At 71.5% G+C, this 24,939-nt stretch carries 25 protein-coding genes, 5 tRNA genes, 2 pseudogenes and 1 riboswitch; of the genes and pseudogenes, 13 read left to right on the top strand and 19 right to left on the bottom strand.

Going from position 1 to position 24,939, the window contains the following annotated elements; all coding sequences use genetic code 11:
• Positions 1 to 102: 102 nt before the first annotated feature.
• From C1703_RS18700 to C1703_RS40150, 3 genes and pseudogenes are all read left to right on the top strand, one after another.
• The gene (locus C1703_RS18700; RefSeq protein WP_114253946.1) at positions 103 to 300 is read left to right on the top strand and encodes a helix-turn-helix domain-containing protein; all 198 of its coding nucleotides are present in this window, start codon (positions 103 to 105) and stop codon (positions 298 to 300) included.
• Positions 300 to 1,238: pseudogene (locus tag C1703_RS18695) on the top strand (site-specific integrase); the annotation flags it as partial. The gene C1703_RS18700 and the pseudogene C1703_RS18695, both read left to right, overlap by 1 nt.
• A 112-nt stretch (positions 1,239 to 1,350) precedes the next feature.
• Positions 1,351 to 1,503, top strand: coding sequence for a hypothetical protein (locus C1703_RS40150; RefSeq protein WP_269803232.1), 153 nt, complete (start codon positions 1,351 to 1,353; stop codon positions 1,501 to 1,503).
• 91 nt (positions 1,504 to 1,594) lie between these two features.
• Here C1703_RS40150 and C1703_RS18690 read toward each other — a convergent pair.
• The 4 genes from C1703_RS18690 to C1703_RS18675 form a co-directional block, all read right to left on the bottom strand.
• A tRNA-Phe gene (locus tag C1703_RS18690) sits at positions 1,595 to 1,668 on the bottom strand.
• A gap of 24 nt (positions 1,669 to 1,692) precedes the next feature.
• Positions 1,693 to 1,767 (bottom strand) — tRNA-Asp (locus tag C1703_RS18685).
• Positions 1,768 to 1,802: 35 nt separating this feature from the next.
• A tRNA-Glu gene (locus C1703_RS18680) sits at positions 1,803 to 1,875 on the bottom strand.
• An 80-nt stretch (positions 1,876 to 1,955) separates the two neighbouring features.
• Positions 1,956 to 3,530 carry a metallophosphoesterase gene (locus C1703_RS18675; protein WP_198678213.1) on the bottom strand — a complete coding sequence of 525 codons (1,575 nt, stop codon included), beginning with the start codon at positions 3,528 to 3,530 and terminating at the stop codon, positions 1,956 to 1,958.
• Between the two features lie 83 nt (positions 3,531 to 3,613).
• On the opposite strand from C1703_RS18675, the gene C1703_RS18670 reads away from it, so the two are divergent.
• From C1703_RS18670 to C1703_RS18655, 4 genes are all read left to right on the top strand, one after another.
• Entirely contained in the window at positions 3,614 to 3,964 is a 351-nt protein-coding gene (locus C1703_RS18670) for a metallopeptidase family protein (protein WP_037766808.1), read from the top strand.
• 87 nt (positions 3,965 to 4,051) lie between these two features.
• Complete coding sequence (locus C1703_RS18665; protein WP_114253945.1) at positions 4,052 to 4,585, top strand: hypothetical protein; 534 nt, start codon at positions 4,052 to 4,054, stop codon at positions 4,583 to 4,585.
• A gap of 296 nt (positions 4,586 to 4,881) precedes the next feature.
• Positions 4,882 to 7,011, top strand: a complete 2,130-nt coding sequence (locus C1703_RS18660) for a DEAD/DEAH box helicase (protein WP_114253944.1) — start codon at positions 4,882 to 4,884, stop codon at positions 7,009 to 7,011.
• A gap of 139 nt (positions 7,012 to 7,150) precedes the next feature.
• A tRNA-Lys gene (locus tag C1703_RS18655) sits at positions 7,151 to 7,223 on the top strand.
• A 576-nt stretch (positions 7,224 to 7,799) separates the two neighbouring features.
• Here C1703_RS18655 and C1703_RS18650 read toward each other — a convergent pair.
• From C1703_RS18650 to C1703_RS18595, 12 genes and pseudogenes are all read right to left on the bottom strand, one after another.
• Complete coding sequence (locus C1703_RS18650; RefSeq protein ID WP_114253943.1) at positions 7,800 to 8,207, bottom strand: hypothetical protein; 408 nt, start codon at positions 8,205 to 8,207, stop codon at positions 7,800 to 7,802.
• A complete protein-coding gene (locus C1703_RS18645; protein WP_114253942.1) occupies positions 8,204 to 8,734 on the bottom strand; it encodes a DUF6415 family natural product biosynthesis protein in 531 nt (176 codons plus the stop codon). Before C1703_RS18645 ends, C1703_RS18650 begins: the two co-directional genes overlap by 4 nt.
• A gap of 191 nt (positions 8,735 to 8,925) precedes the next feature.
• Positions 8,926 to 10,140 (bottom strand): helix-turn-helix domain-containing protein, encoded by a 1,215-nt coding sequence (locus C1703_RS18640; RefSeq protein WP_114253941.1) that lies wholly within the window; start codon positions 10,138 to 10,140, stop codon positions 8,926 to 8,928.
• Between the two features lie 211 nt (positions 10,141 to 10,351).
• Positions 10,352 to 10,534 (bottom strand): annotated as a pseudogene (locus C1703_RS18635) (DUF4235 domain-containing protein); the annotation flags it as partial.
• A 37-nt stretch (positions 10,535 to 10,571) separates the two neighbouring features.
• Positions 10,572 to 10,853: a hypothetical protein gene (locus C1703_RS18630; RefSeq protein WP_114253939.1), complete on the bottom strand. Its 282-nt coding sequence runs from the start codon at positions 10,851 to 10,853 to the stop codon at positions 10,572 to 10,574.
• Between the two features lie 87 nt (positions 10,854 to 10,940).
• On the bottom strand, positions 10,941 to 11,489 hold the full coding sequence (locus C1703_RS18625; protein WP_114253938.1) for a phosphatase PAP2 family protein: 549 nt from the start codon (positions 11,487 to 11,489) through the stop codon (positions 10,941 to 10,943).
• A gap of 48 nt (positions 11,490 to 11,537) precedes the next feature.
• Positions 11,538 to 12,599: a YihY/virulence factor BrkB family protein gene (locus tag C1703_RS18620; RefSeq protein ID WP_114253937.1), complete on the bottom strand. Its 1,062-nt coding sequence runs from the start codon at positions 12,597 to 12,599 to the stop codon at positions 11,538 to 11,540.
• Positions 12,600 to 12,680: 81 nt separating this feature from the next.
• Positions 12,681 to 13,712 (bottom strand): ATP-binding SpoIIE family protein phosphatase, encoded by a 1,032-nt coding sequence (locus C1703_RS18615; protein ID WP_114253936.1) that lies wholly within the window; start codon positions 13,710 to 13,712, stop codon positions 12,681 to 12,683.
• The gene (locus C1703_RS18610; protein ID WP_114253935.1) at positions 13,712 to 14,155 is read right to left on the bottom strand and encodes an anti-sigma regulatory factor; all 444 of its coding nucleotides are present in this window, start codon (positions 14,153 to 14,155) and stop codon (positions 13,712 to 13,714) included. The genes C1703_RS18615 and C1703_RS18610 overlap by 1 nt, the downstream gene beginning before the upstream one ends.
• Entirely contained in the window at positions 14,155 to 14,568 is a 414-nt protein-coding gene (locus tag C1703_RS18605) for an STAS domain-containing protein (protein WP_198678212.1), read from the bottom strand. Before C1703_RS18605 ends, C1703_RS18610 begins: the two co-directional genes overlap by 1 nt.
• On the bottom strand, positions 14,565 to 15,500 hold the full coding sequence (locus C1703_RS18600; protein ID WP_114253934.1) for an STAS domain-containing protein: 936 nt from the start codon (positions 15,498 to 15,500) through the stop codon (positions 14,565 to 14,567). Before C1703_RS18600 ends, C1703_RS18605 begins: the two co-directional genes overlap by 4 nt.
• 138 nt (positions 15,501 to 15,638) lie before the next feature.
• Positions 15,639 to 16,799, bottom strand: a complete 1,161-nt coding sequence (locus C1703_RS18595) for a PP2C family protein-serine/threonine phosphatase (protein ID WP_114257490.1) — start codon at positions 16,797 to 16,799, stop codon at positions 15,639 to 15,641.
• 425 nt (positions 16,800 to 17,224) lie between these two features.
• Between C1703_RS18595 and C1703_RS18590 the strand changes: the two genes are divergently transcribed.
• Positions 17,225 to 17,668, top strand: a complete 444-nt coding sequence (locus tag C1703_RS18590; protein ID WP_114253933.1) for a MarR family transcriptional regulator — start codon at positions 17,225 to 17,227, stop codon at positions 17,666 to 17,668.
• A 353-nt stretch (positions 17,669 to 18,021) separates the two neighbouring features.
• Positions 18,022 to 18,870, top strand: coding sequence for an RNA polymerase sigma factor SigF (locus tag C1703_RS18585; protein WP_198678427.1), 849 nt, complete (start codon positions 18,022 to 18,024; stop codon positions 18,868 to 18,870).
• A gap of 162 nt (positions 18,871 to 19,032) precedes the next feature.
• Here C1703_RS18585 and C1703_RS18580 read toward each other — a convergent pair whose 3' ends face one another.
• The 3 genes from C1703_RS18580 to C1703_RS18570 form a co-directional block, all read right to left on the bottom strand.
• Entirely contained in the window at positions 19,033 to 19,536 is a 504-nt protein-coding gene (locus C1703_RS18580) for a MarR family transcriptional regulator (protein WP_232840527.1), read from the bottom strand.
• A 108-nt stretch (positions 19,537 to 19,644) separates the two neighbouring features.
• Positions 19,645 to 20,286, bottom strand: a complete 642-nt coding sequence (gene ribA, locus C1703_RS18575) for a GTP cyclohydrolase II (RefSeq protein WP_037766823.1) — start codon at positions 20,284 to 20,286, stop codon at positions 19,645 to 19,647.
• A gap of 155 nt (positions 20,287 to 20,441) precedes the next feature.
• Positions 20,442 to 20,957: a MarR family transcriptional regulator gene (locus C1703_RS18570; RefSeq protein WP_114253930.1), complete on the bottom strand. Its 516-nt coding sequence runs from the start codon at positions 20,955 to 20,957 to the stop codon at positions 20,442 to 20,444.
• A gap of 76 nt (positions 20,958 to 21,033) precedes the next feature.
• Here C1703_RS18570 and C1703_RS18565 point away from each other — a divergent pair, with 76 nt between their 5' ends.
• The 4 genes from C1703_RS18565 to C1703_RS18550 all read left to right on the top strand — a co-directional run bounded on the left by C1703_RS18565 (position 21,034) and on the right by C1703_RS18550 (position 24,939).
• On the top strand, positions 21,034 to 22,164 hold the full coding sequence (locus tag C1703_RS18565) for a dihydrofolate reductase family protein (protein WP_114253929.1): 1,131 nt from the start codon (positions 21,034 to 21,036) through the stop codon (positions 22,162 to 22,164).
• A gap of 172 nt (positions 22,165 to 22,336) precedes the next feature.
• A tRNA-Met gene (locus tag C1703_RS18560) sits at positions 22,337 to 22,410 on the top strand.
• Positions 22,411 to 22,699: 289 nt separating this feature from the next.
• Positions 22,700 to 22,856: riboswitch (cyclic di-AMP (ydaO/yuaA leader) on the top strand.
• Positions 22,857 to 22,867: 11 nt separating this feature from the next.
• Positions 22,868 to 23,899: a M23 family metallopeptidase gene (locus tag C1703_RS18555; RefSeq protein ID WP_114253928.1), complete on the top strand. Its 1,032-nt coding sequence runs from the start codon at positions 22,868 to 22,870 to the stop codon at positions 23,897 to 23,899.
• A gap of 95 nt (positions 23,900 to 23,994) precedes the next feature.
• Positions 23,995 to 24,939 carry an aldo/keto reductase gene (locus tag C1703_RS18550; RefSeq protein ID WP_114253927.1) on the top strand — a complete coding sequence of 315 codons (945 nt, stop codon included), beginning with the start codon at positions 23,995 to 23,997 and terminating at the stop codon, positions 24,937 to 24,939.

Genomic DNA, 24,939 nt, shown 5'->3' with positions numbered 1-24,939 from the left:
CCCGCTACCCCGCACAGGCCCCTGACCTGCACGGTAGCGGCGGTAGCGGAAGTAGCGGCCCTCAGAGAGACCCCCGAAGGACTGCCCCGGAGGAGTCACCGCATGAGCACCGCCCTGCCCACCACCCACCAGGCGCTGACGGTCCCCGAGGTCATGACGGCTCTCCGCCTGAGCCGCTTCAAGGTCTACGACTTGATCCGCTCCAAGCAGCTCCCGAGCTTCACCGTCGGCCGGGCCCGTCGGGTCCCCGCCGACGCGGTCCAAGCATTCATGCAGAACCGACTGGAGGAGGCCGCCTGATGGCCAAGCGTGCCAACGGCGAAGGCAGCATCACCATCCGCAAGGACGGCACGTACCACGGCCGCGTGTACGTGACGACGACCAGCGGCATCCGCAAGCGCGTCTCGGTCTACGGCAAGACTCGTGACGAGGTACGCCACAAGATCACCGAACTCCAGGCGCAGGAGAACCAGGGCATCCCGGTGCCCGACACGAACATGAACCTGGAGGACTACCTGACCTACTGGCTCGCGACCGTGGTGAAGGTCCACCGCCGCCCCAAGACCTACCAGGGCTACGAGAGCGTGGCCCGGGTCCACCTGGTCCCCGGGCTGGGCCGCAAGAAGATCCGCACCCTGCGGGCCGCCGAGGTCCGGACGTGGCTGGCCCGCGTTGCCTCCGAGTGCCAGTGCTGCAAGCACGGCTGGGACAAGGAGCGGCCCGAGCCGCAGTGCTGCGCGACAGGGGAGTGCTGCAAAGCTCTGCTGTCCCGCCGCATGGTGCAGTCCATCCATGCCGTGCTCCGCAACGCGCTCCAGAACGCCGTACGGGAGGAACTGATCGTGCGGAACGTCGCCCAGCTCGTGCAGGTCCCCACGCCCTCGTACGACACCGGGAAGGGGCTCAGCGTCGCTGACGCCAGGCTCCTCATCCGCGAGTCCGCCGAGGACCGGTTGCACGCGCTGTACGTGCTCGCTCTGGTCCTGGGGATGCGCCGTGGCGAGCTGCTCGGGCTGCGCTGGGATGCGGTCGACCTCGACCGCGAGACGCTGATCGTGGAGCGCGCTCTACAGCGCGTCAGCGGTGAGCTGCGGCTGGTCAAGCCCAAGACCCTCGCTTCGGTGCGTACCGTCCCTCTGCCGCCCGTCGTCGTGAAGGCGCTCACCGAGCACCGCGAGCGGCAGGCGCAGGAGCGGGCCGCCGCCGGCATCGAGTGGAAGGAACACGGGCTGATCTTCACGTCCCGCATCGGTACTCCGCTGGAGCCGGACAACCTGCGGCGGAGCTGGCACCCCCTTTCGCTCCCGCCTGGGGCTGGAGATCAGGTTTCACGACCTGCGGCACTCCGCCGTGTCGCTCCTGCTCGACCTCGGCGTGCCTCCCCACGTGGTTCGGCAGATCGTCGGCCACAGCGACATCGGGGTGACCATGAAGGTCTACGCGCACGCGTCGCTGGACGAACAGCGGAAGGCGCTCAGGAAGCTCGGGGACACCCTCTCGTGAGGGCGTTGGCGTACCGGTTGGCGTAGGCGGCACGAAAGAGCCCCTCCCCGATGGTGACGGAGAGGGGCTCAGGCCCTGGTGAGGGCGGTTGTGGCTGGGGCCGGGGTCGAACCGGCGACCTTCCGCTTTTCAGGCGGACGCTCGTACCAACTGAGCTACCCAGCCACGAGGTTTCACGTGAAACCTCAGCGGTCCTGACGGGATTTGAACCCGCGGCCTCCACCTTGACAGGGTGGCGAGCACTCCAAACTGCTCCACAGGACCAAGCTTCGTACGACAGTGTCGCACAGGGTGGTGCGTGCCCCCAACGGGATTCGAACCCGTGCTACCGCCTTGAAAGGGCGGCGTCCTAGGCCGCTAGACGATGAGGGCTATCGGCCCGCCTGGGCGCTTCTCAGCGCGTCGGGGACGTGAGAAGCATATGGGATGGCGGGAGCTATCGCCAAAACGGTTCAGGAGGAGGGCGAGGGGCTGGTCTCCGTGGGGGTGCTCGGGGACGGGCTCGCGCCGGGCTGGTTCTCCTCCGGGAGGTGGCGGCTGACCTCGGCCGTCGTGAGGCCCAGGCCGCCCAGCTCGATCTCGTCCCAGGCCTGGAGATGGCGGGTGTCCCGGTCGAAGTAGAGGATCGACGCCTCGATGGGGTCCGGGTGCTTGCCCTCGATGGCGCGCAGGCCGCTGCCGCCCGTGGAGCCCTCGATGCGCAGCCGGGTGCCGTACTTCAGGACTTCCATCTCGTCGTGGTGGAGGTGGCCGGCCAGGACCAGGGGGACCTCGCCGTCGACCTCGCGGGCGGCGGAGGGCTCGTGGGCGATGGCGATGTCGACCGGGGTGCCTGCCGTGCGCTGGTCGCGCAGGGCCGTGGCCAGGCGGGCGCCGGCCAGCTCCTGGGACTGCTCCGCGCCGGGCTGCTTCGAGCGGTCCGGGGTGAACTGGGGGTCGCCGATGCCCGCGAAACGCAGCCCCTTGATCGTCTCGGCCCGGCCGCCGTCCAGGACGTGCACGTTCTTCAGGCCCTCCATGTACCGCTGGGTGATCATCGAGTCGTGGTTGCCGCGGACCCAGACGTAGGGCGCCCCGAGGTCCTCGATGGGGTCCAGGAAGCCGTTCTCGGCGGCCGTGCCGTGGTCCATCGTGTCGCCCGAGTCGACGATCACATCGACCTTGTACTGCTCCACCAGCGAGGCGATGATCTTCCAGCTCGCCGGGTTCAGGTGGATGTCGGAGACGTGCAGGACCCGGATGGTGGAGGGGTCGGGCGCGTAGGCGGGGAGGGTCGAGGTGGCGTCGTAGAGCTTGGTCACGTTGGTGACCAGGCGGGCCAACTCCTTCTGGTAGACGTCGAATTCCGTGACGATGCTGCGCGCGTTGCCGACCAGGGACGGGGCCGAGGTGAGCAGGCCGGAGAACTTCGGCTCCAGGACCGAGTCGGGGCGCCAGGTGGCGTACGCCGTGCCGCCCGAGGCCGCGAGGAGGGTGAGGGCGAGGCCGCCGGCGGCCAGGGCGCGGCGGGGGTGGCGGTAGACCGCGAGGCCCAGGGCGGTGGCGCCGGCGACGACGGCGACGGACGACCGTACGGCCAGGTCGAGGGTGCCGCGGCCGACGTCCTGGGTGACCTCGTCCTGGAGGCCGGAGAGGCGTTCGGGGTGGTCGACCAGGGCCTGGGCGCGGTCCGGGTCGAGCTGGTCGACGTTCACGTCCAGGCGGACGGGGGCGATGTGGCTGTTCAGTTCCAGGGCGCCCAGCGGCGAGATGTTGATCTTCGTCCCGCCGGTGAAGGACGGGCGCAGGGTCATCGTCGTGTTCATGGGGCCGACCGGGACCCGGACGTTGCCCACGACCAGCAGGCCGAGCCAGGCGCCGAAGAGGACGACGGCCACGAGTCCCGCCGCGCGCGCCCACGGATGGGGCTGCGGCACGAGCTCGATCGTGGTGGGCGCCTGGCGCGAGCGGTAGAGGCGGGCCAGGGCGCGCGGGGCCTTGCGGATCGGGTTCAGGACACTCAGGACTGCGGCGGGGACGCGGGCCATTGGTCCCGTATGCCCAAGTCCCGGGCCGGATATGCGAGGCCGGAAGGCTCTCGTACGGCGGGGTCGTGGCCGACAATGGGCCTGTGCTGGAGATGACGCGCGAGGAGTTCGAGGAGCTGGTCGCCGAGGCGCTCGACCGGATCCCGCCGGAGCTGACGCGACTGATGGACAACGTCGCGGTGTTCGTCGAGGACGAACCGCCGGCGGACGATCCCGAGCTGCTCGGGCTGTACGAGGGGACACCGCTGACCGACCGGGGCGAGTGGTACGCCGGTGTGCTGCCGGACCGGATCACCATCTACCGGAACCCGACCCTGCGGATGTGCGAGTCGCGGGAGGACGTCGTCGCCGAGACGGAGATCACCGTGGTGCACGAGATCGCGCACCACTTCGGCATCGACGACGCGCGCCTTCACGCCCTGGGCTACGGCTGAGCGGGTTGTGAATACGGGGCGCGTGTCCTCTTGTGGGCGGCGGGAGTTGGAGGTGTTGACTCCATCACCCTTCTCGGAGGTGGCCCCGTGCGCCCCTTGTTCGTACCCGTCCGTCTGGCCGCCACGGCCGTGGCCGTCGCCGCTGCCGCCGGCTGCATGAGTGTGGGGGACGACGATGCGGGCGGGAGCGCCAAGCCGTCGCACTCCGCCGCGCAGCGGGGCGGGGAGGAACCCGACGGCGGCTCGGCGGTGTCGGGCGGCGCCGGCGGGTTCGGGGCCGCGGCCGCCGACGGCGAGCGCGGGCGCGGCAAGGGCGGGAAGGGGAAGAAGGGCGAGCGCGGCGGGCCGGGGGAGTCGGCCCCGCCCGGGGCGTCGCCGACCCCGGACGCGAGTGCGTCCGCGCCCCGGGGCGGCAAGCCGGTGAAGCCGGCCAAGCCGACGCCCAAGCCACCGGCGCAGCCCACGCCCACCCGGACGACCGAACCGGAGCCCACGCCGACGCCGCCCGATCCGACGACGTCCCCGGAGCCGACGCCGGAGCCGTCGTCGTCCGCGCACGAGCCGCCGGAGCCGCAGCTGGCCCAGCGGGAGCCGGCGCCGGAGGCGGGTTCGCCTGCGTAGCCCGTGCGTAGCCCTGCTGGGCGGGGCCGGAGCCGGGCGTTCCGTCGGGAACAAAAGACGCCCGCCCGGCCTTGTGAAGGCTGCCGTACCAGTCCGGTTTGCCTTGCGGGGCCCGGAGTGCGTATGGTGGCAGATCGTTTGATCCCATCTTGCCCGGCGCCACCGCAGAGCGCGCCGTGTGGCGCGTACTCTCCTTTGCCGTGGTGGACCGCATTGAGGCGGTCGTATTGCGAATCGCGAATCACGGAGTTGACGGGCGCGTGCCGACTTGAGACTCCGGAAGGTTTCGCATTCGCATGTCCATCGCCAGTACTGATCACGTCGTCGTGCCCGAGAACGAGGCCGTCGAAGACACCACCCCCGAGACCACCTTCGCCGACCTCGGCCTGCCCGAGGGCATCGTGCGCAAGCTCGCGCAGAACGGCGTGACCAGCCCCTTCCCGATCCAGGCCGCGACCATCCCGGACGCCCTGGCCGGCAAGGACATCCTCGGCCGCGGCCGCACCGGCTCCGGCAAGACCCTGTCGTTCGGTCTGCCGACCCTGGCCACGCTGGCCGGCGGCCGGACCGAGAAGCACAAGCCGCGCGCCGTCATCCTCACGCCGACCCGTGAGCTCGCCATGCAGGTCGCCGACGCGCTCCAGCCGTACGGCGACGTCCTCGGCCTGAAGATGAAGGTCGTCTGCGGCGGTACGTCCATGGGCAACCAGATCTACGCCCTGGAGAAGGGCGTCGACATCCTGGTCGCCACGCCGGGCCGGCTGCGCGACATCATCAACCGCGGCGCCTGCTCGCTGGAGAACGTGCAGATCGCCGTTCTCGACGAGGCCGACCAGATGTCCGACCTGGGCTTCATGCCCGAGGTGACGGAGCTGCTCGACCAGATCCCCGCGGGCGGTCAGCGGATGCTCTTCTCCGCGACCATGGAGAACGAGATCAAGACCCTCGTCGACCGGTACCTGAACAGCCCGGTCAGCCACGAGGTCGACGCCGCCCAGGGCGCCGTGACGACCATGTCGCACCACATCCTCATCGTGAAGCCCAAGGACAAGGCGCCGGTCACCGCGGCCATCGCCTCCCGCAAGGGCCGCACGATCATCTTCGTCCGCACCCAGCTGGGCGCCGACCGCGTCGCCGAGCAGCTGCGCGACTCCGGCGTGAAGGCCGACGCGCTGCACGGCGGCATGACCCAGGGCGCGCGGACGCGGACCCTGGCCGACTTCAAGGACGGGTACGTCAACGTCCTCGTCGCCACCGACGTCGCGGCCCGCGGCATCCACGTCGACGGCATCGACCTGGTGCTGAACGTGGACCCGGCCGGTGACCACAAGGACTACCTGCACCGGGCCGGCCGTACGGCGCGTGCCGGTCGCACGGGCACGGTCGTGTCGCTGTCGCTGCCGCACCAGCGGCGTCAGATCTTCCGGCTGATGGAGGACGCGGGCGTCGACGCCACGCGCCACATCATCCAGGGCGCGGGCGCCTTCGACCCGGAGGTCGCCGAGATCACCGGAGCCCGGTCGATGACCGAGGTCCAGGCCGAGTCGGTGGGCAACGCCGCGCAGCAGGCCGAGCGTGAGGTCGCCCAGCTCACCAAGGAGCTGGAGCGGGCGCAGCGGCGGGCGAACGAGCTGCGCGAGGAGGCCGACCGGCTGCTGGCGCGGGTCGCGCGCGAGCGCGGCGAGGAGCCGCAGGCGGCCGGGGAGGCCGCGGAGGTTCCGGCCGGTGTCGAGGTGTCGGTGCCGGAGCAGCCGACCGCGCAGGACGTGGAGCGCGAGGAGCGCGTGGAGCGCGGCGGAGCCGGGCGCGACCGGTACGCCGACCGGGACCGGTCCTTCGACCGTGACCGTTCCGCTGACCGTGACCGGTCCTTCGACCGTGACAGGGGTGGCCGGTCCTTCGACCGCGATCGTGACCGTGACCGTGGCGGGCGTTCGTTCGAACGGCGTGACGACCGCGGCGGGTTCAACCGGGACCGTGACCGCGACCGTGACCGTGGTGGTCGTTCCTTCGACCGCGACCGTGGCGGCTTCCGCCGGGACGACCGGGCGGACCGGGGCGACCGCGGTGAGCGCGGCGGCTTCCGCCGTGACGACCGGGGCGACCGTGGCGGTCGTTCCTTCGAGCGCCGTGACGACCGTGGCGGCCGTTCGTTCGAGCGTCGTGACGACCGCGGTGGCTTCAACCGCGACCGCGGTGAGCGCGGCGGCTTCCGCCGGGACGAGCGCGGTGGGCACCGGGGCAGCGACCGTCCCTTCAACCGGGACCGCCGCGACGACCGTCCGGGCTTCCGCTCCGGCGGCCACGACCGTCCGGGCCATGACCGTCCGGGCCACGACCGCCCCTACGGCCGTCGTGACGACCACCGCGGCGGCGGTTCCTTCCAGCGCCGCGAGGACAAGCCGCGCTGGAAGCGCAACGGCTGACACACCCGCGTGAAGAGCGCCGTGGCCCGCCCCCCGGGGCGGGCCACGGCGCTCCGGCGCCCCCGCGGCACGACCGGGACCCGATACCCGATCGGAGACTCGGCGTTGTCCGGCTATGCTCGTGGGGGCAACATCGCCTGGGCCCTTAGCTCAATTGGCAGAGCAGTGGACTTTTAATCCATTGGTTGTGGGTTCGAGTCCCACAGGGCCTACCGCGTCGTCAGTGTCCGCAGGGCTCTGACCAGCAGAGTCGTTGCCCTGTCCGCATGTGTGGCCAGGGCAACGACTGTGATTGGCGACTGCTTGCGTGAGCATGCGTGAGCGGATGTGGACCCGTTCGTGTGACCGGGACCTTGCCGGAAAGGGCTCCGTCGATTCATCGTCGCCGGGCGGCGGCACCAAGCGAAGAACCACGCCCACCAGGCCGCAAGCCCGTCGCCTACACGACGTGAAGCAGCTGTCCCCGACCACGCTGGCCGACCCCTCAAGGGGTCCGCTGCCAACACGATCACGCCAGGACTTTTGATCCATGGGTGGTGGGTTCGAATCCCACAGCTCCAGTCCGTTTTGGGTGGGCTGCATGTCCAAGGGAGCGGGAGGGCCGTACTTGGGGTACGACTCGCCGACTGGCCGGGCCGCGAACTCGTCGGCCTTGTCGGCGAGCCAGCGGCTTGCAGCTTCGAGCGATTCGAACGAGCGCTTCCCGGTGGCCGGGCAGCGGGGTAATCGGTCGGGCATCTTGCGTACTCCTGGGCGAATAGATGGTCGGGGGGTCGACGCGCGTGAGGTCACAGGCGTCGGCCGACGGCGAGGTCCTCGTTGCCCGCGAGCCGCAGGATCGCCCGCACCATGATCTGGAGCCGCCGGTCGTCCAGGTCCTGCACGGACGCCAGCGTGGTGATCCCGATTCCCACCATCGACAGCACCAGGTGGAGGAAGGCCCGCTGCTGCTCGTCGAGACCCAGCCCGTACTGGCGCCCCGACAGGCCCTCGAAGTGGGCCACCTCACCGTCGTCGGTGTCGACGACCAGGGCGTGGCGCACGGCCGGCACCTCTAGGATCGTTCGCTCCTGGACCAGCGCCTGGACGGCGGCCTGGGTGTGGGACGACTTCGCGGTGCGCAGCAGCTGCTTGCCGAGGGCCTGGAACTCGTCTTCCTCGGTGGGGGCCCCGGCCTCGGGCTCGGTGGCGGTCACGCCGAGACCTCCGCAGCGTGGCGGCGGGCCAGCCGGGCCGCGACCGCGCGAGCCCGAGCGGCTCGGTATGCCTCGTACAGCCTGTTCTCTTCCTCGCAGGGGAGGCCGGCGTGCATGCCTTCGTCGTCCACGGCCCGGCATGTCGGGCACCTCAGGCAGTGGTCAGCCAGATGCTCGAACGCCTGCTGTTCGGACGTCATTTCGATGCCCGCGCTGACGATCTCGTAGTGGCAGCACAGGGTGGCCAGGACGCGGGCGAGGCGCCGGGCGTACATGCTGCCGGCCAGCGGGGCGAAGCTCAGCTCGGGCGCGCGGCGCTTTCCGCGGGCCTCGCCGACGCAGTACATCGCGCCGTAGCGGGTGACGCTGTTCTCCGGCAGACGCCCGGCCGCCTGCTCGACCTCGGGCAGCAGCAGTTCGAGGTGGCCGCGCAGCGTGGCAGTGAGTGTCTCCAGTTCCTCATCGGCCGACGGTAGGGCGTCCGGCGCGTTGTCCGGGCCCAGCACGCGGTGTGCGGTCTCGCGCATCGTGGCGATGTCTGGCGGGGCCTGGTCCTGCTCTGCCGCTGCGGGGGGCGGGGCGGTAGCTTGTCGCACGTCGACTCCTCATCAGTCGGCCATGCCCCGGGGCCGTGTCAGCGGTCGCCGGGGCGCTGTCCGGCTATGGAATCGCTGAGCTGCACAGAGTGACAGGGACGTTGCGTCCCAGTTTCTCGACGCTATTCGTTGACCCCCAGGAACTCCGCCAACGGGCCGAGCCCCGGAGGGTGGTTGGGGAGCGCCCACAGATCACGCACGATCGCCACGGCCAACGTGTGGTGCTGCATCCAGGTCGGCGCCATACGGCGTAGAGATTCCAAGGTCTTCACTGCCCCAGCCGCGTCCCCGATATCAGTGTGGGCGCGGGCAACGTCCAGCAGCAGCCACGTCCGCCAGGACGCAGGGGTGTCCTTACTCAGCCGCATTCCCTTGGCGAGCGCCAGCGCGTCATGCGGGTGCCCGTACTGGACAGCAAGCCGAACGCGCTCGATACGGACGGAAGAAGGGCTGAACACGCTCACCATGCGATTGTCGCCGCCGGCGGGAAGCTTCGATACGCGAGCGGCCTCCTTCTCCGCTGTCTCCATCATCGTCGCCGCCCGGTCGTAGTCGCCGCTCCGTGCGGCCGAGGTGGCAGCACTCATGGTGAGTGCACCCCAGACCTTCAGCCCGTCGGCCGTTCCGTCGTGGCCCGCTGCTGCCATGTCGGCGGCGGCACGAAGGGCGATGTGCAACGCGTCCTCCAGGCGTCCCTGCCTCTGGTAGGCCCACGCCATAGAGTTGACGATCATCGGAAGCAGAAGGGGGTCGGACGACTGCTCGGCGGCACCTATCGCCCGCTCCAAGCTCGTCAGCGCGAGGTCGGTCTTCCCCATACGCACCGCGACGTGCCCGGCGAGCTGAAGGGCCTTGCCCAGGGCTGCGAAACCCCCGCGGCGGTCGCTGTCTTCGCCCCACGCTGTCGCCGTGCGCGCGTCAGCGATCAAGTCCGGAAGAACCTTCATCACCGTGTCGAACTCGGCGGCGTGGTACTGCGTCCAGCCATCTGCGATCTGCCCGCGAAGCCTGTCCAGAGTGAAGTCCGGTCTTGGCGGCTCGGGTTCCGGCCCCCAAAGCACGGGCATGATGGCCCGCCGCACGGCCACAAAACGCGGCCCATCGTTCTCGCCAGTCGAGGAGACCGCGGGTGGATCACCCAGAAGCGTGGTCAGCTCCACCCCCAGCCCGTTGGCCAGGGCATGCAGCGTGGGCAGCCGCGCCGAGTGCTTACGGCGTTGCTCAAGCTGACGGATCACGTCGACAGATACGCCCGAGCGGGCGGCCAGTTCCTCCTGCGTCAGGGAGGCCAGCCGGCGCAGGCGTCGGAGAGTGCGCCCGAGGTCGTCTTTTGCCACGTTGTCACGGTACGGCGTTGGAGCAACGGGAGGGCGTGCGTCGTCAAGTTGGGCCGAGCATGACGAAGCGGCCCCGCCCTCCCGAAGGGGAGCGGGGCCGCGGTCATGAGCCGATGTCGTGAAGGTATGTGCCACGACACAGAGCCAACCGACTGGTGATGCCCGTCGACGTTCGCCAGGGCGGCGTTGCGACGGGCATCGACCGGAGGGATCAGCTGGGCCAGGTGCCGGTCAGGTGGCGAGTCGCGGCGGTGCCGCTGCGGTCGGCGGCGGCTTTGCCGCCGGCGACGATCGCGCCCTGGAGGACCGCTGCCGACATGGCCTCGCGCCAGGTGCGCTCCGCGTCGGGGGCGTCCTCATCGTGACCGAGCTTTTTCCAGACCTGTTGGAACACCCGGACCGACCGGCTTGTAGGCGACCTTCGCGACCTTTCATCGCCGCCTCACGGCACGACGTACGAACAGCAGCGCGATGAGCGCTCCGGCCGCGGCGAACAGCGGGGTTCGGTTGGACCGTGCCATCCGCATGCCCTCGTCCGCCTTCTCGCGCACCGGCTCAGGAGCCTTTTCCCGTGCCAGCTCTCCGACGTGCGCGGCCTTGTCCCGCACCTGAGCCCTGACCTGTGTGGTCTTCTCGGCGACCTGCTGTTTCACGGCCGTTGCCTTTTCTCGAACCTGGGCCGCATCGCCCGTGTGAGGCTTGTCCTGGGTCATCGCTGCGTCTTCTCCTTGATTCCTTGATCTCGGCTACGTCGGTCCGACCGGGTCCCCGAATACCCCACGACGACGCATCACCACTCGTCAGAGCACATGTCGCCGCAGCAGACGGGGTGCGGCACGTATCAGGGCGGCCGCCGTCAGGCCGAGTGCGCCGCCGGCGGCCACGTCGGAGGGGTAGTGGGCACCGCTGTGCACCCGCTCCGCCGCCACCAGCATCGCTGACACCCCGCACACGGCACCGGCGGCCGGCCAGACGGGCGTCACGGCGCCGGCGAAGGCGAAGGCGGCGGCCGTGTGCCCGGAGGGGAAGGAGGAGCTGTCCGGGCGGCCTTGGAGATGTTCCGGCGGGACCCAGTGCGGCGGTGGGCGGCGCCGTCGGGACACCTGCTTGACGACCGCGTTGGAGAGCAGTTGAGCCGTCGCCATGGCCGCGACCCCGGCGGCGGCCGCCGTCCGGCCGCGCCACCCGCCGATGGCGGCCATCACCCCGGCCGCAGCGCACCAGACCTTGGTGTGTTCAGCCGCCTCCTCCACCGCGGGCGCGACCCGCCGCACCCACGGTGGCCCCGACGCGATCATCCGCCTGGTCAGCCGGTGATCCCCGTCGCGCAGCTCCGCCTTCATCCCCATGATCAGCCGACTCCCCGCCCGGAGCCCTTTCACGCACGAGCCGCGACCTCAGGATTCGAAGCGGCGACGGTCCTCCTCGTCCCACTTCCGGGTGTCGCGCGGCTCGACGTACGGCTCGTCGCCGGGTGGGTGACCGCCCGCGACGGCACGCTGGCGATGCATCTCGGCGTCGAACTCCAGGCCGAGCAGGATCGCGAGATTCGTGATCCACAGCCACACCAGGAAAATGATCACACCGGCGAACGTGCCGTAGGTCTTGTTGTACGAGGCGAAGTTCGCCACGTACAGCGCGAAGCCGGCCGAGGCGATCATCCAGATCACCAGCGCCAGGAAGCTGCCCGGCGTGATCCAGCGGAAGCCGCGGACCTTCGCGTTCGGCGTCGCCCAGTACAGGATCGCGATCATGATGGTGACCAGGACGACGAGCACCGGCCACTTCGCGATCGACCACACCGTCAGCGCCGTGTCACCGACCCCCAGCGCGGTGCCCACCTGCCGGGCCAGTCCTCCGGTGAACACGACGATCACCGCACTGACCACGGCCAGGACCATCAGGACCACGGTCACGCCGACGCGGACCGGCAGCACCTTCCACACCGGACGGCCCTCGGGGACGTCGTAGACCGCGTTCGCACTCCTGATGAACGCGGCGACGTAGCCGGATGCCGACCACACCGCGAGCACCAGACCCACGATCGCCATGAGCGAGCCGAGTCCGGCGTTGCCCTGCATCTGCTGCACCGCGTTGCGGAGGACGTCCTGCGCCGCGCCCGGGGCGAGCTTCTGGATGTTGTCCAGTACCTGCTGCGTCGCCGACCGACCGACGATCCCGAGCAGCGAGATCAGTGCCAGCAGCGCCGGGAACAGCGCCAGGATCCCGTAGTAGGTCAGCGCCGCCGCCCGGTCGGCCAGCTCGTCCTTCTTGAACTCTTTCAGGGTGCCTTTCAGCACCGCTCCCCAGGAGCGCTTGGGCAGGTCCGTCGGAGTGTCCGGCGCCTGCCGTTCCACCTGCTCGTCCGGCCCGGCCTGTGGTGCCTTGGGGGCCTCGGCCTCTTGGTCGGCCGCGACATGCTCGTCGTGCCTTCCGTGCCGTTTCAACATCCGTACCATTTCGAACGAGTATCCCGGCTCGGGCTCACCCATACTCGCATTACGGATAAATCGGGCAGGCGGACCGGCGCGTACGGCGTCCTAGGCGCCGCCCAGGACCGCCACGCACGTGTCGTCGCGTACGGGGCGGGCCGCGCTTCCCGCGTCGCGGAGGATCACCGCGGCCACCACCGCCGGGTCGCGGGTGAGGAGCGTGTCGTCGTCGGGTGGTGTCCAGCGGGCGGGCAGGCCGTCGCTGTGCAGCACGAGCAGGCTGTCCGCGTGCCACGGCTCCCGCTGCACGGGCACGGTCGCCGGGGCCTGCGCGCCCACGATGCCCGGCTGGGACAGCAGCGCCTTCCAGGTGCCGCCGGTGCGCAGCCGGGCGCCGATGTTGCCGATGCCGGAGAAGTCCAGCCGCCCGGACACGAGGTCGAGTTGGGCCACGGCGACGGCCGCGCCCCGGGTGCGGCGCAGGGGCCCGCGTAGGTGCCGCAGGATCTCGGCGGGGGACCGGTCGGCCACCCCGCGCAGTTCGGTCACCGCCGCCGTGGAGGCCTCGGCGGCCTTGGCGCCGTGCCCGAGGCCGTCGGCGAGCAGGAGCGTCAGGCGGTCGCCGCCCTGCACCCACTCCCAGGCGTCGCCGGAGTGTTCGGCCCGGCCGAGCGGGACGTTGACGCCGCCGGCGCGCGGACGCGGCGGGGACGCGCCCCGGACGGCCGGTTCATGGTCGATGCGGGCCATGGCCACGGTGCCCCGGCCGGGGGCGCTGTGCAGGTCGAAGGCGTTCGCTATGCGCCGGCACGTGCCGAGCCCGGCGCCCAGGGAGGCGGCGGTGCTGTAGCCGTCGCGCATGGCCTGGGCGACGTCCGGGATGCCCGGGCCGTGGTCCAGCGACAGCAGCTGGACGGCCGCACGCCGGCCGTCGGCGCGGGCGCTGTCGACCAGGTTGATGAGCACGCGCCCGCCGTCCGCGTGCCGCAGCAGGTTGGTCGCCAGCTCCGTCGCCACGAGCGCGGCGGTCGCGGTGCGGTGCGGTCCCAGGCCGGCCAGGGCGCTGGCCTCCTCGGCCGCCACCCGCACGTCCCGCACCCGGGTCGAGTCGTCCACCGGGACGTCCCACACCCCGCTCATCACAGCGCCCCCGGCCGGGAGGGCGGCACGGGCGTGGCCCAGGCGGTGACGGTGACGGTGGTCCCCTCGCCCGGCCGGCTGTCCACCTCGAACTCGTGGACCAGCCGCTTGGCCCCGCTCAGGCCCAGTCCGAGCCCGCCGCCGCTGGTGTAGCCGTCGGTCATCGCCTGCTCCAGGTCGCGGATGCCGGGGCCGGTGTCGACGAAGGCCAGCCGCAGGCCCTGCGACCGCCCGGTGTCCAACGGGGTGATCCGCACCTGGCCGCCCCCGCCGTGGACGAGGGTGTTGCGGGCCAGTTCGCTCGCCGCGGTGACGAGCTTGGTCTGCTGCACCAGGCCGAAACCGAGCTCGGCGGCGGCCTGCCGGACCTGCTGCCTGACCCAGGCCAGGTCGGCGTCCGAGCCGATCGGCACGACGGCCGGTGCGGCGTGGCCGGCCCGCATCACGGACTCACCTCACCCGGGCGCGCGGCAGCGCCGAGCAGCTCCATCGCGCGTTCGACATCCAGAGCCGTCCGCAGTCCGGGCAGCGTGAGCCCCAGCTCGACCAGGGTGATCGCCACCGCCGGGCGCATCCCGGCCAGCACCGTACGGGCGGCCAGCAGGCCGGCGCCGGCGGCGATCTCGGCGAGGACCCGGCCCAGGAACGAGTCGACGATCTCCACCCCGGAGATGTCGATCACGAGACCGGTCACCCGGGTGTGCGAGATCCGGGCCGTGACGTCCTGCTGGAGCTGCTCGGCCATCCCGTCGTGCAGCTCCCCCTGGAGGGTGACCAGCAGGACGTCGCCCAGTTGCAGGACCGGCACGGTGAAGCCGTGTCCGCCCGCGGGGCCGATCCCGGCGGCCCCGGTCACCGCGCGCCCGCGTCGGCCGTCGGCGCCGCGCCGGCCGCCGCCACCGGCCCGATTCCCACGCCCTGCCGGCTGAGCGCGTAGGCCAGGGCGTCCGCCAGGCTCGAGCGCGTGAGGACCGTGCCGAGGTCGATGCCCAGATGCACTATCGTCTGCGCGATCGCGGGCCGGATGCCGGAGACGATGCACTCGGCGCCCATCAGCCGCGCCGCCGCCACCGTCTTCATCAGGTGCTGGGCGACCAGCGAGTCGACCGTGGGCACGCCGGTGATGTCGAGGATGGCGTACCGGGCGCGCTCGGCGACGATCGCGTCCAGCAGGCTCTCCATGACCACCTGGCTGCGGGCGCTGTCCAGCGTGCCGATCAGCGGGACGGCGACCGTGCTGTCCCACAGCTTGATCACGGGGGTGGCCACCTCGTGCAGCTGCTCGCGCTGCCGGGCGATGACCTCCTCGCCGGCGCTGACCGTCGTCTCCAGCACGACAAGGCGCAGGGTGCCCATGAGCACGGTCAGCGCCAGCAGCGGCTCCTGGGCCTCGGGGGCGTACGGGTCCGGGTACTCGGCGCGCAGCAGTTCGGTCACCGGTTCGCGCAGGGCGGCCACCTCGTCGGCGATGCCGTCCTGGTCGGCTCCCGTCCGGGCGCGGGAGGCCGCCATCCGCCCCAGCTGGTCGCGCACCGCCTCGAATCCGGACGCCCGGATGTCGTCCACCCGCCCGGAGGCCGCCACCGCGGCCAGCGCGGCCGCGACGGCCCTGCCCGCCTCCACCGCCTCGTCGCGGGACACGGTGAAGACCGTGCGGAACAGCGCGGCGTCCGCCCACCGCTGGGCGATCTGCTCCCGGCGCCGTTCGAGGAAGGCGCTCACCTGCTGGGCGGCCGGCTCCTGCTCCGCGTTCTCTTCCGACACTGACACCGACACCGACACCTGCATCGCTCCCTTGCACTGGCCGGACCGAGGTCACGCGACGGCGCCTCAGCCGTTACTTGCCAAATGACAAACATTAGTGCCGCCGTACGGCACCACCAAACGAGTTCTCTCCACGCCCCTGACCGGCGCCTGCCCCGTCCTTCACCGGCCACGCCAGTCCAGGCAGACCACCAGGGCGTCGTCGTCCGGGACGGGCCTGCCGCGGTGGCCGGTCAGCTCGCGCAGGATGGCCCGGGGCACCTCGGCGGCCGGCAGCAGCCGGGTCGACTGGATCGCCCGGGACAGGGCGGCGTCGCCGTACGGCTCTCCGCGCGGCGAGGCGACGTCGTACACGCCGTCGCTGACGAAGACCAGCCGGTCGCCCGGCTCGGCCCGGAATTCCTGGGCCACGTAGTCGGTCTCCTCGAACATGCCGAGCGGCAGTTGCGCGTCGAAGTCCACGCGCTCCACCGCGCCCTGACGCAGCCGCAGCAGGTGCGGGGACCCGGCGTCCACGGCCCGGACCCGGCCGGTGGCCAGCTCGAAGTCGAGCATGAGCACGGACAGGTAGCAGCGGCCCCGATAGTGGGCGTACACCGCCTGGTCGGCCAGGGCGGCCTGGTCGGCCAGCGGGATGCCGGCCCGGCGCGCGTTGCGCAGGGCGTTGATCGCCAGGTTCGTCAGCAGGGAGGCCTCTATGCCCTCGCCCATGCCGTTGGTGACGTAGAGGCTGAGCCGGTCGGCCGTGGCGGACCAGTCGAAGTTGTCGCCGAAGATCGCGTACGCGGGTTCCAGCTGCGCGCCCAGCTCGTACTCGGGGCGGACGCAGGAGCGGCCGGGCAGCAGCTGCCACTGCATCTCGGCCGCGAGGGTGAGCCGGTCCCTGCGGCGGGCCTGGAGGTACAGGTCGGTGTCCCGCTCGGCCACGACCACCTCGTGCCCGAGCACCTGGGCGATCTCGGCCAGTTCGGCCAGGCAGCCCTGCGAGTGCTCGCCGCCCGGCAGGGTCACCGTGAGCACGCCGAGGCGGTCGCCGCGCACGGTGACGGGCAGGTGCGCGCGCACGAGGTCACCCGTAAGGGGCTCCACGTACGGCTCCTGCGCGCCGAAGGCCCGGCCGGCCGGGCTGTTGTGCACGGGCACCGGCTGGAGGGTGTGCGGCAGCACGGACACCGGCTGAAGCACCGTCAGGCCGTAGTCGGCCAGGAACAGCTCGACGGAGTCCGCCGCGTACTGATCGGTCAGTACACGACGGACCGCGTCCAGCAGTTGGTGGGGCGCCGCCGTGCGCAGAGCACGCTCGGCGGCCACGAATCTGTTCACGGTCGCGGTCACGATGGTCGAAACACCAATCCTCGGTCGGTCGTCGACGCTCCCTCGGGCACGGGGCCCACGGGCGCGGCCGTCGGATGCGGGTCATGGGGTTGTGCGGGGCGTCCAGCACGGGCGTCGGATGCGGGTCATGGGGTGCGGGTCGTCCGGTACGGGGCGTCGTATGCGGGTTGTGGGGTTGTGCGGGGCGTCTCGTACGGGCATCGCACGCGGGTCACGGCGTGCGGGTCGTCCCGTTCGGGGCTCGCGTGCGGGGCCTCGCGCGTACGGTCGACGGCGTGGTGGGCGGCCGTGGCCCGGGCCGGTGCCGCCCCGGCCGCTCGCGTGCCTAGTACGCTGACGGCCATCCCGGTGCCTGCGAGAGTGTGACTGTGACTTCCCTCCGACCCCGCCCTGAGCCAGCAGAGGTCGCCCGTGTGACCTCCACGGCCGCGGAGTTGCTGGAGGTCCTGTGGGGCCGGGCCTCGACGGCGCCGGCGTCCGCCTCCCAACTGCGCGTGCTGCTCATCCTGGAGCACCACGAGGGCATCAACCTGCGCACGCTTGCCGACTCCCTCGCCTCCACCCCGCCCTCGACCAGCCGGCTGTGCGACCGGCTCCAGGCGGCCGGGTTCGTCGAGCGCGTGGTCAGCCCGGTGGACCGGCGCGAGGTGCGCCTGCGGCTCAGCGGCCGCGGCCGGGCCTTCCTGGCCGATCTGCGCGTGCGCCGGGAGGAGGCGCTGCGCGCGGTGCTCGACCAGATGCCCGCCGCCAAGCGGGTCGCCCTGCTGCAGGGGCTGGAGGCGTTCTGCGACGCGGCGGCGGCCCAGATACACGACGACTCCGACGACTCCCGCGCGTCCGGTACCCGGACTGCCTGACCTGCCTCCCGCGGGAACGGCTCGGCCCTTCCGTTTCCTTTCCCGCGGCCCTGTGGCACGGTTACTTTGTTGCCTTGCAACTATAGTTGTCAAACGACAACTGTTCGCTCCGGGAACCCCTTGGTCTCTTCCTCTCCGTCGCACCGCCCACCCTCCTGCCCGTAGTCGCCCGTACCGTCACAACACGCTTGCGGGTACCCCGACACCGCCCCGACCTGCATCGACTGTGGTCTACGTCTCGACGGGGTGAACGCGGGGCATGAGCCGGGCGAGTGCGGGTAGCGGCGCTGGTGGTGGCCTGTCGGGGGATCGGAGCGGGCCGGAACTACGAGGGAGGGCCCGTGACGACGACCATGCGCATCGGCACGACGACGGATTCCGGCACCGACACCGGCGAGGTGCTGCCGCAGATCGCGGAGCCCCAGAAGCTCACCCCGCAGGACGCGCGCGAGCTGACCGGACAGTTCCTCGACCGGCTCGCCGTGCTGGAGGAGGGCACACCCGAATACCAGTACGCGCGCAACACGCTCATCGAGATGAACATGTCGCTCGTGCGGTTCGCGGCCCGCCGGTTCCGCAGCAGCGGACAGTCGATGGACGACGTCGTGCAGGTCGGCGTCATCGGGCTGATCAAGGCGATCGACCGGTTCGAGGTCTCCCGCGAGGTGCAGTTCACCAGCTTCGCGGTGCCGTACATCATCGGCGAGATCAAGCGCTTCTTCCGTGACACGTCCTGGGCCGTGCACGTGCCGCGCCGCCTGCAGGAGGCCCGTACGGAACTCGCCAAGGCCACCGAGGAGCTGGCCTCCCGGCTGGGCCGCGCGCCGAAGGTCGCGGAACTGGCGGCGCTGATGAACCTGTCGGAGGACGAGGTCGTCGAGGCCCAGATCGCGGCGAACGGCTACCTGTCCTCCTCCCTCGACGCCGCGGTCAGCGGCGACGCGGAGGAGAGCGACGCGACGCTCTCGGAGTTCATCGGCGAGGAGGACCCCGCCCTGGAACTCGTCGAGGACTTCCACGCGTTGGCCCCCCTGGTCGCCGAACTCGACGAGCGCCAGCGGCTGATCCTCCACCTCCGCTTCGTGGAGGAGCTGACCCAGGCGGAGATCGGCGCCCGCCTCGGCATCTCCCAGATGCACGTGTCCCGGCTGATCTCGCGGACGGTGGCGCGGCTGCGCTCGGGGATGCTGGCGACGGGCTGAGACGATCTCCCTCCTCGGCCAAGTCGCCGTGAGGGCCGGGTTCCGGCTGGTGTGCCGGCGGCCTGTCGTGGCGCACGGACCGGTCCGCTGCCGGGAGACCGGTTCCCTGGTTGCCGGGGGCCGGTTCCGGCTGGTTGCCGGGGGCGTAGCGGCCCGTTCCGGTTAGCCGCCGGGCGGCCTGTCGTGGCGTGCCGGCCTGTTCTGGGCCGTGAGGAACCCCCGCAGGCCCCTGCTCAAGGCCGCCCGTTCGGCCGGTTCCATCGCCGTCAGGGCCTTTGCCAGGGCCCGTGTCCGGCGGTCGGCGACCTCGCCCAGCACGTGCCGGGCGTGCGGGGTGAGCATCAGCAGCACCTCGCGGCGGGTGTCCGGGTGCGGGACGCGCTCCAGGAGGCCCGCCGCCGCCAGGCGGTCGCAGAGCCGGCTGGCCGTGGGGAGGCCGATGTCCAACCGGTCCGCCAGGGCCGTGAGGTTCAGGCCGGGCGCCGCGTGCAGGACGCGCAGCGCCCGCAGCTGGTGCGGGGACAGCCGCAGGGAGGCCTCCTGGGCGGCGACCGACCACAGGTCCGTCAGGCTCTCCACGGCATCGGCGATCTGCGCCGCGACGGACTCCGGGCCGTCGTCCGGTCTCCTCGCCCGGTGGTCGCCGGGGCCGTCGAGATCGGTCACGAAACGATCACTTTCCATAAGCTCTGGGTGCAGCGGAGGTCGCCTTCTTGCAAAGGCTGTACCCGAAGAGCCGAGGGACAAGCAGTCTCGTTCAGTGCTCCAGCCGGATCAGCCGGCGCTGAGCTCCGTCAGCGCGGCGAGCGGCAGCGTGTGCTGGGTCTGCAGCACCTTGGCGCGCAGGTAGCGGACGTTGTGCGCGGTGGTGAAGACGCCGGTGGGGACGCGGTCGCGCACACCGACGCCCAGCTCGCGCAACTGGCCCGCCTTGTCGGGGTTGTTGGAGAGCAGGTCCAGCTCGCCGATGCCCAGGGCCCGGAGCATCTGGGCCGCCGCGGTGTAGTCGCGGGCGTCCTCCGGCAGCCCCAGGGCCGCGTTCGCCTCGTACGTGTCCAGGCCCTGGTCCTGCAGGGCGTACGCGTCGAGCTTGTTGTAGAGGCCGATGCCCCGGCCCTCCTGGCGGAGGTAGAGGAGCACGCCGCCGCGCTCGGCGATGCGCTCGACCGCCTCGCGCAGCTGGGGCCCGCAGTCGCAGCGGGCCGAGCCGAACACGTCCCCGGTCAGGCACTCGGAGTGCAGCCGCACCAGCGGGACCGGGCCCGGTTCGCCGAGGACGACGGCCACGTGCTCCTGGCCGTCGGCCAGGCCGTGGAAGGTGACGAGCTCGGCGTCGACCTCGTAGCCGTCGTGGAAGCGCAGGGGGACCCGGACGCGGGAGCGCGGGGTGGCGATGACGGCGGGGGTGTCGGGCATGCGGGGCCTCCGGGTTCCGTTTCCTGTCGGCTGCTCGGCCGTATTCCTGTTCGGCTGCACAGCCGTACTGCTTCAGATTTGAAGCAGAACCACGATCGGAACCCTACTCGTGCTTTAAATTTGAAGCAATCAGAATGCGGCCCCTGTGGCGCGCGTCACGAACAGGCCGACGAGGCCCTCCGCCGCCACGGCACGTCGTCCGAGTCCGGCCGCGTCCCCTCCCCCTGGAGGCCCTGGGCGATCGCCGCCGAGATCTCCTCCAACTGCCCCACCTGCTCCGCGCTGAGCCGGTCGAACAGGAAGCTCCGCACCGTCTCGACATGCCCGGGCGCCGCCCGCTCCAGGACGGCGAAGCCCTCGTCGGTCAGGGCCGCGATGCTGCCCCGCTTGTCGTGGGGGCAGGCCTCGCGCCGCACCATGCCGTCCTTCTCCAGCCGCGTCACCGCGTAGGTCAGCCGGCTGCGCGTGATCTTCAGCCGCTCGGCGAGATCGGTCATGCGCAGCCGCCGTTCCGGGGACTCCGACAGGACGGACAGGATGGAGTAGTACAGGTGCGGCATGCCGGCGTCCTGCTGGAGCTGCCGGTCGATCGCGTCCTCCAGGAGCAGCGAGGCGGCGATGTAGGCGCGCCAGGCGCGCTGCTCCTCGGGGGTGAGCCAGCGAGTCGTCATGCCGCCAGTGTAGGTTTGTTTCAAACTTGAACCAAGCCCTGTCCCGTCCGCCGTCCCGACCAGCCGCGGAGCGTCGATGCCCCACCCGTACGTCCTGCTGTCCGCCGCCGTCTCCCTCGACGGCTACCTGGACGACACCGGACCCGAACGCCTCCTGCTGTCCGGCCCCGCCGACTTCGACCGGGTCGACGAGGTCCGGGCGTCCGTCGACGCGATCCTGGTCGGCGCCGGCACGATCCGCGCCGACAACCCGCGCCTCCTGGTCAACTCCGCGGAGCGGCGCGCCGCCCGCACCGCCGCGGGCAAGCCGGAGTACCCCCTCAAGGTCACCGTCAGCGGCACGGGCGAGCTCGACCCGGACGCCCGCTTCTGGCACACCGGCGGCGCGAAGGTCCTCTACACCACCGACCAGGGCGCCGAACGCGCCCGCGCCCTCGGCCTCGCCACCGACGTCGTCCCCCTCGGCCCCGGCCTCGACTGGCGGCGGCTCCTCACCCACCTGCACGACGTCCGGGGCGTACGGCGCCTCATGGTCGAGGGCGGCGGCGTGATCCACACCCAGCTCCTCACCCAGGGCCTCGCCGACGAACTCCAGCTGGTCCTCGCCCCGCTCTTCGTGGGCGACCCGGCGGCACCCCGCCTCTTCGGCCCCGGCGGCTACCAGTCCGGCCGGCTCCGGCTGCTGGAGACCCGGCGGATCGAGGACGTCGTCCTCATGCGCTACGAGCCGACCGCCCCGGGCACCGGCCCCCTCCCGGTCGCGGCCGACCACCACTGGCTGGCCCGCGCCTGCGCACTGGCGGAAGAGTGCCCGCCGTCGGACACGGCGTTCAGCGTGGGCGCGGTGGTGGTCGCGGCCGACGGCACGGAACTGGCCCGCGGCCACTCCCGCGAGGGCGGCGACCCGGTCGTGCACGCGGAGGAGGCGGCCCTGGCCAAGATCGACCCGGCCGACCCGCGCCTGCCCGGCGCGACGGTGTACAGCAGCCTGGAGCCGTGCGCCCACCGCGCCTCCCGCCCCGCACCCTGCGCCCGGCTGATCCTCGACGCGGGCGTACGGAGGGTCGTCACGGCCTGGCGTGAGCCGGACACCTTCGTGGCCGCGGCCGACGGCAGCGGTGTCCTCGCCGCCGGGGGAGTGGAGGTGGTCGTCCTGCCGGAACACGAGGAGCGGGCCAAGGCCCCGAACCGCCACCTGTCGCACTGAGTGCGGGCCACGACCTGTCGTTACGGAGTGCGGCCGCCACCCGTCGTGCTGATCGCGGGCCGATCGGCCCGACAGCTCCTGCGCCCGTGCCGCCCCCGAGGCATGCCCGGGCGGCTGAGCGGCGGGTGTGCGCGAGCGGTCCCGCGGATGGCGTACACTGGTGTCACAACGACGCGGGGTGGAGCAGCTCGGTAGCTCGCTGGGCTCATAACCCAGAGGTCGCAGGTTCAAATCCTGTCCCCGCTACTGAAGGCCGAGGGCCGGAATCCGAAAGGGTTCCGGCCCTCGGTGTTTCCTCTGGACCCTCCGTCACTTTAGGTGAGCGAATCGCATCGCTCCGCATAACGACTGACGAACTGTCAAAACCCGTGAGTCACTTACGTGGCAGTCAACTCGCCCGATTTAGGCCGGTCATGGCGGGTAAGTCCGCGCGAAAAAGGTTAATGATCAAGCGGAATCGCTGGAATACACACCGCGCGTCTATTAACGTTCGATAACGCAGCGCGGTCGTCCCAGCCGTCACAGAAGGCGGCTCCGTGCGCACGCGCCGAATCCCGAAAGGGAACCGGGGAACCACCACTTGGGGTGAATCGCGCGCATACCGCCGTGGAAGCACGGTCGGTATACGCGCGTAGGAGACCTTCCTGCTCCGAACCCGTCAGCTAACCCGGTAGGCGAGAAGGAAGGAAAGGAGTACGCCCACGTGGCGTCCAACCGGCCTGCCCCCGCGGCCCCGTTCGCGCAGAACCAGCGCGACACCGAGACCTTCGGCTACGGAGGTCAGCGCACCGACGAGGGCCCGTTCCAGGAATGGAACCCCACCGCGGAGTCCATCCGTCCCGTCCGCGGCCGGCATCGCGTCACCAAGCAGCGCGGCGGAGGACTCGCCCGCAGCTCCACCGTCCTGGGCGTCGGCGTCATAGCCGCCGTGGGCGCCGGCGGCATGGCCAGCGCCCAGACCGGCAAGCCGCCGGTGTCGATCTCCGTGCCGGACCTTCCCTCGGTGGGTTCCCTCATCTCGGACGACGACACCCCCCAGGGCTCCGCGACCCCGCTCAGCAGCCTCGGCACCGCCACGGCGGACACCGAGCAGGGCGGCTCCGGCGCCGGCGAGGCGCTGCGCGCCCGGATCATGGCCCAGGCCGAGCACCAGCAGGACCAGATCGAGACCAAGGCCGCCGAAGAAGCCGCGGCCGCCGCCGAGAAGGCCGCCAAGGAAGCCGCCGCCAAGGCCGAGCAGGAAGCCAAGGCCAAGGCCGCCGAAGCCAAGCGGAAGGCGGAGGAGGAGGCCCGGAAGAAGGCCGAGGCCGAGCGGCTCGCCGCCCTCGCCAAGCAGTACACGCTGCCCACCTCCTCGTACACCATCACCTCGACCTTCGGTCAGGCCGGCGCCTACTGGTCCTCCGGCTACCACACCGGCCTCGACTTCGCCGCCCCCACGGGCACGCCGATCAAGGCGGTGCACAGCGGCACCATCACCGAGGCGGGCTGGAGCGGTTCGTACGGCTACAAGACCGTCCTGACCCTCGATGACGGCACGGAGATCTGGTACGCGCACCAGTCGTCGATCGGCGTCAGCGTCGGCCAGAAGGTCAGCACGGGCGACGTCATCGGCCGCGTCGGCGCCACCGGCAACGTCACCGGTGCCCACCTCCACCTCGAGGTGCACTCCGGCGGTTCCGGCAGCGGGATCGACCCGCTGGCCTGGCTGCGCGGCAAGGGCCTGAGCGTCTGAGCAACCGCGTCCTCGGTTCCGTGCGGAGGGGCGTTTACGGGAGTTTTGCGTCCGCTGTGGAATCAGCCTCCCCCGCACGGCCGTTGACACGGGACATGACTTCTCTGCGCAAACTCGGCTCCTCCGACCTCGAGGTCTTCCCGCTCGCCCTCGGCGGCAACGTCTTCGGCTGGACCGCCGACGAGGACCAGTCGTTCGCCGTCCTCGACGCCTACACCGCCGCCGGCGGCAACTTCGTCGACACCGCCGACGTCTACTCGGCGTGGGTCGAGGGCAACCAGGGCGGTGAGTCCGAGACCGTCCTCGGCAGGTGGCTCCGGGCGCGCGGCAACCGCGCCGATGTCGTCGTCGCCACGAAGGTCAGCCAGCACCCCGAGTTCCAGGGACTGTCCGCCGCCAACATCAAGGCCGCCGCCGACGCCTCCCTGCGCCGCCTCGGCACCGACTACATCGACCTCTACTACACGCACTTCGACCAGCCCGAGGTGCCGGTGGAGGAGATCATCGGCGCCCTCGACGACCTCGTGAAGGCCGGGAAGGTGCGCCACATCGCCGCCTCCAACATCTCGGCGGAGCGGCTGCGGGCGTCCCTGGAGTTCTCCGACCGCGAGGGGCTCGCCCGGTACGTGGCCCTCCAGCCCCACTACAACCTGGTCTCCCGCGACACCTACGAGGGCGAACTCCAGGACCTCGCCGAGCGGAGCGGTCTCGCCGCCGTTCCGTACTACGCGCTCGCCTCCGGCTTCCTCACGGGCAAGTACCGGCCCGGTACGACCGTCGACAGCGCGCGGGCGGGCAGTGCCGCGCGGCACCTGGAGACCGAGCGCGGGCGGAAGGTCCTCGACGCCCTCGACGAGATCTCCTCGGCGCATGACGTGCCCGTCGCCACCGTGGCGCTGGCCTGGCTCGCCGCGCAGCCGACCGTGGCGGCGCCGATCGCCTCCGCGCGGACGGTGGAACAGCTGCCCGCGCTGCTGGGCGTGGGCGAGCTGACCCTCTCCGAGGCGGAGGTGGAGCGGCTCACGGAGGCCTCTGCCTGA

The sequence above is a fragment of the Streptomyces sp. Go-475 genome (assembly GCF_003330845.1).
GTDB lineage: Bacteria > Actinomycetota > Actinomycetes > Streptomycetales > Streptomycetaceae > Streptomyces.
The sequence above is the reverse complement of the archived record's forward strand: the minus strand, read 5'-3'. Positions and strand labels throughout refer to the sequence as shown.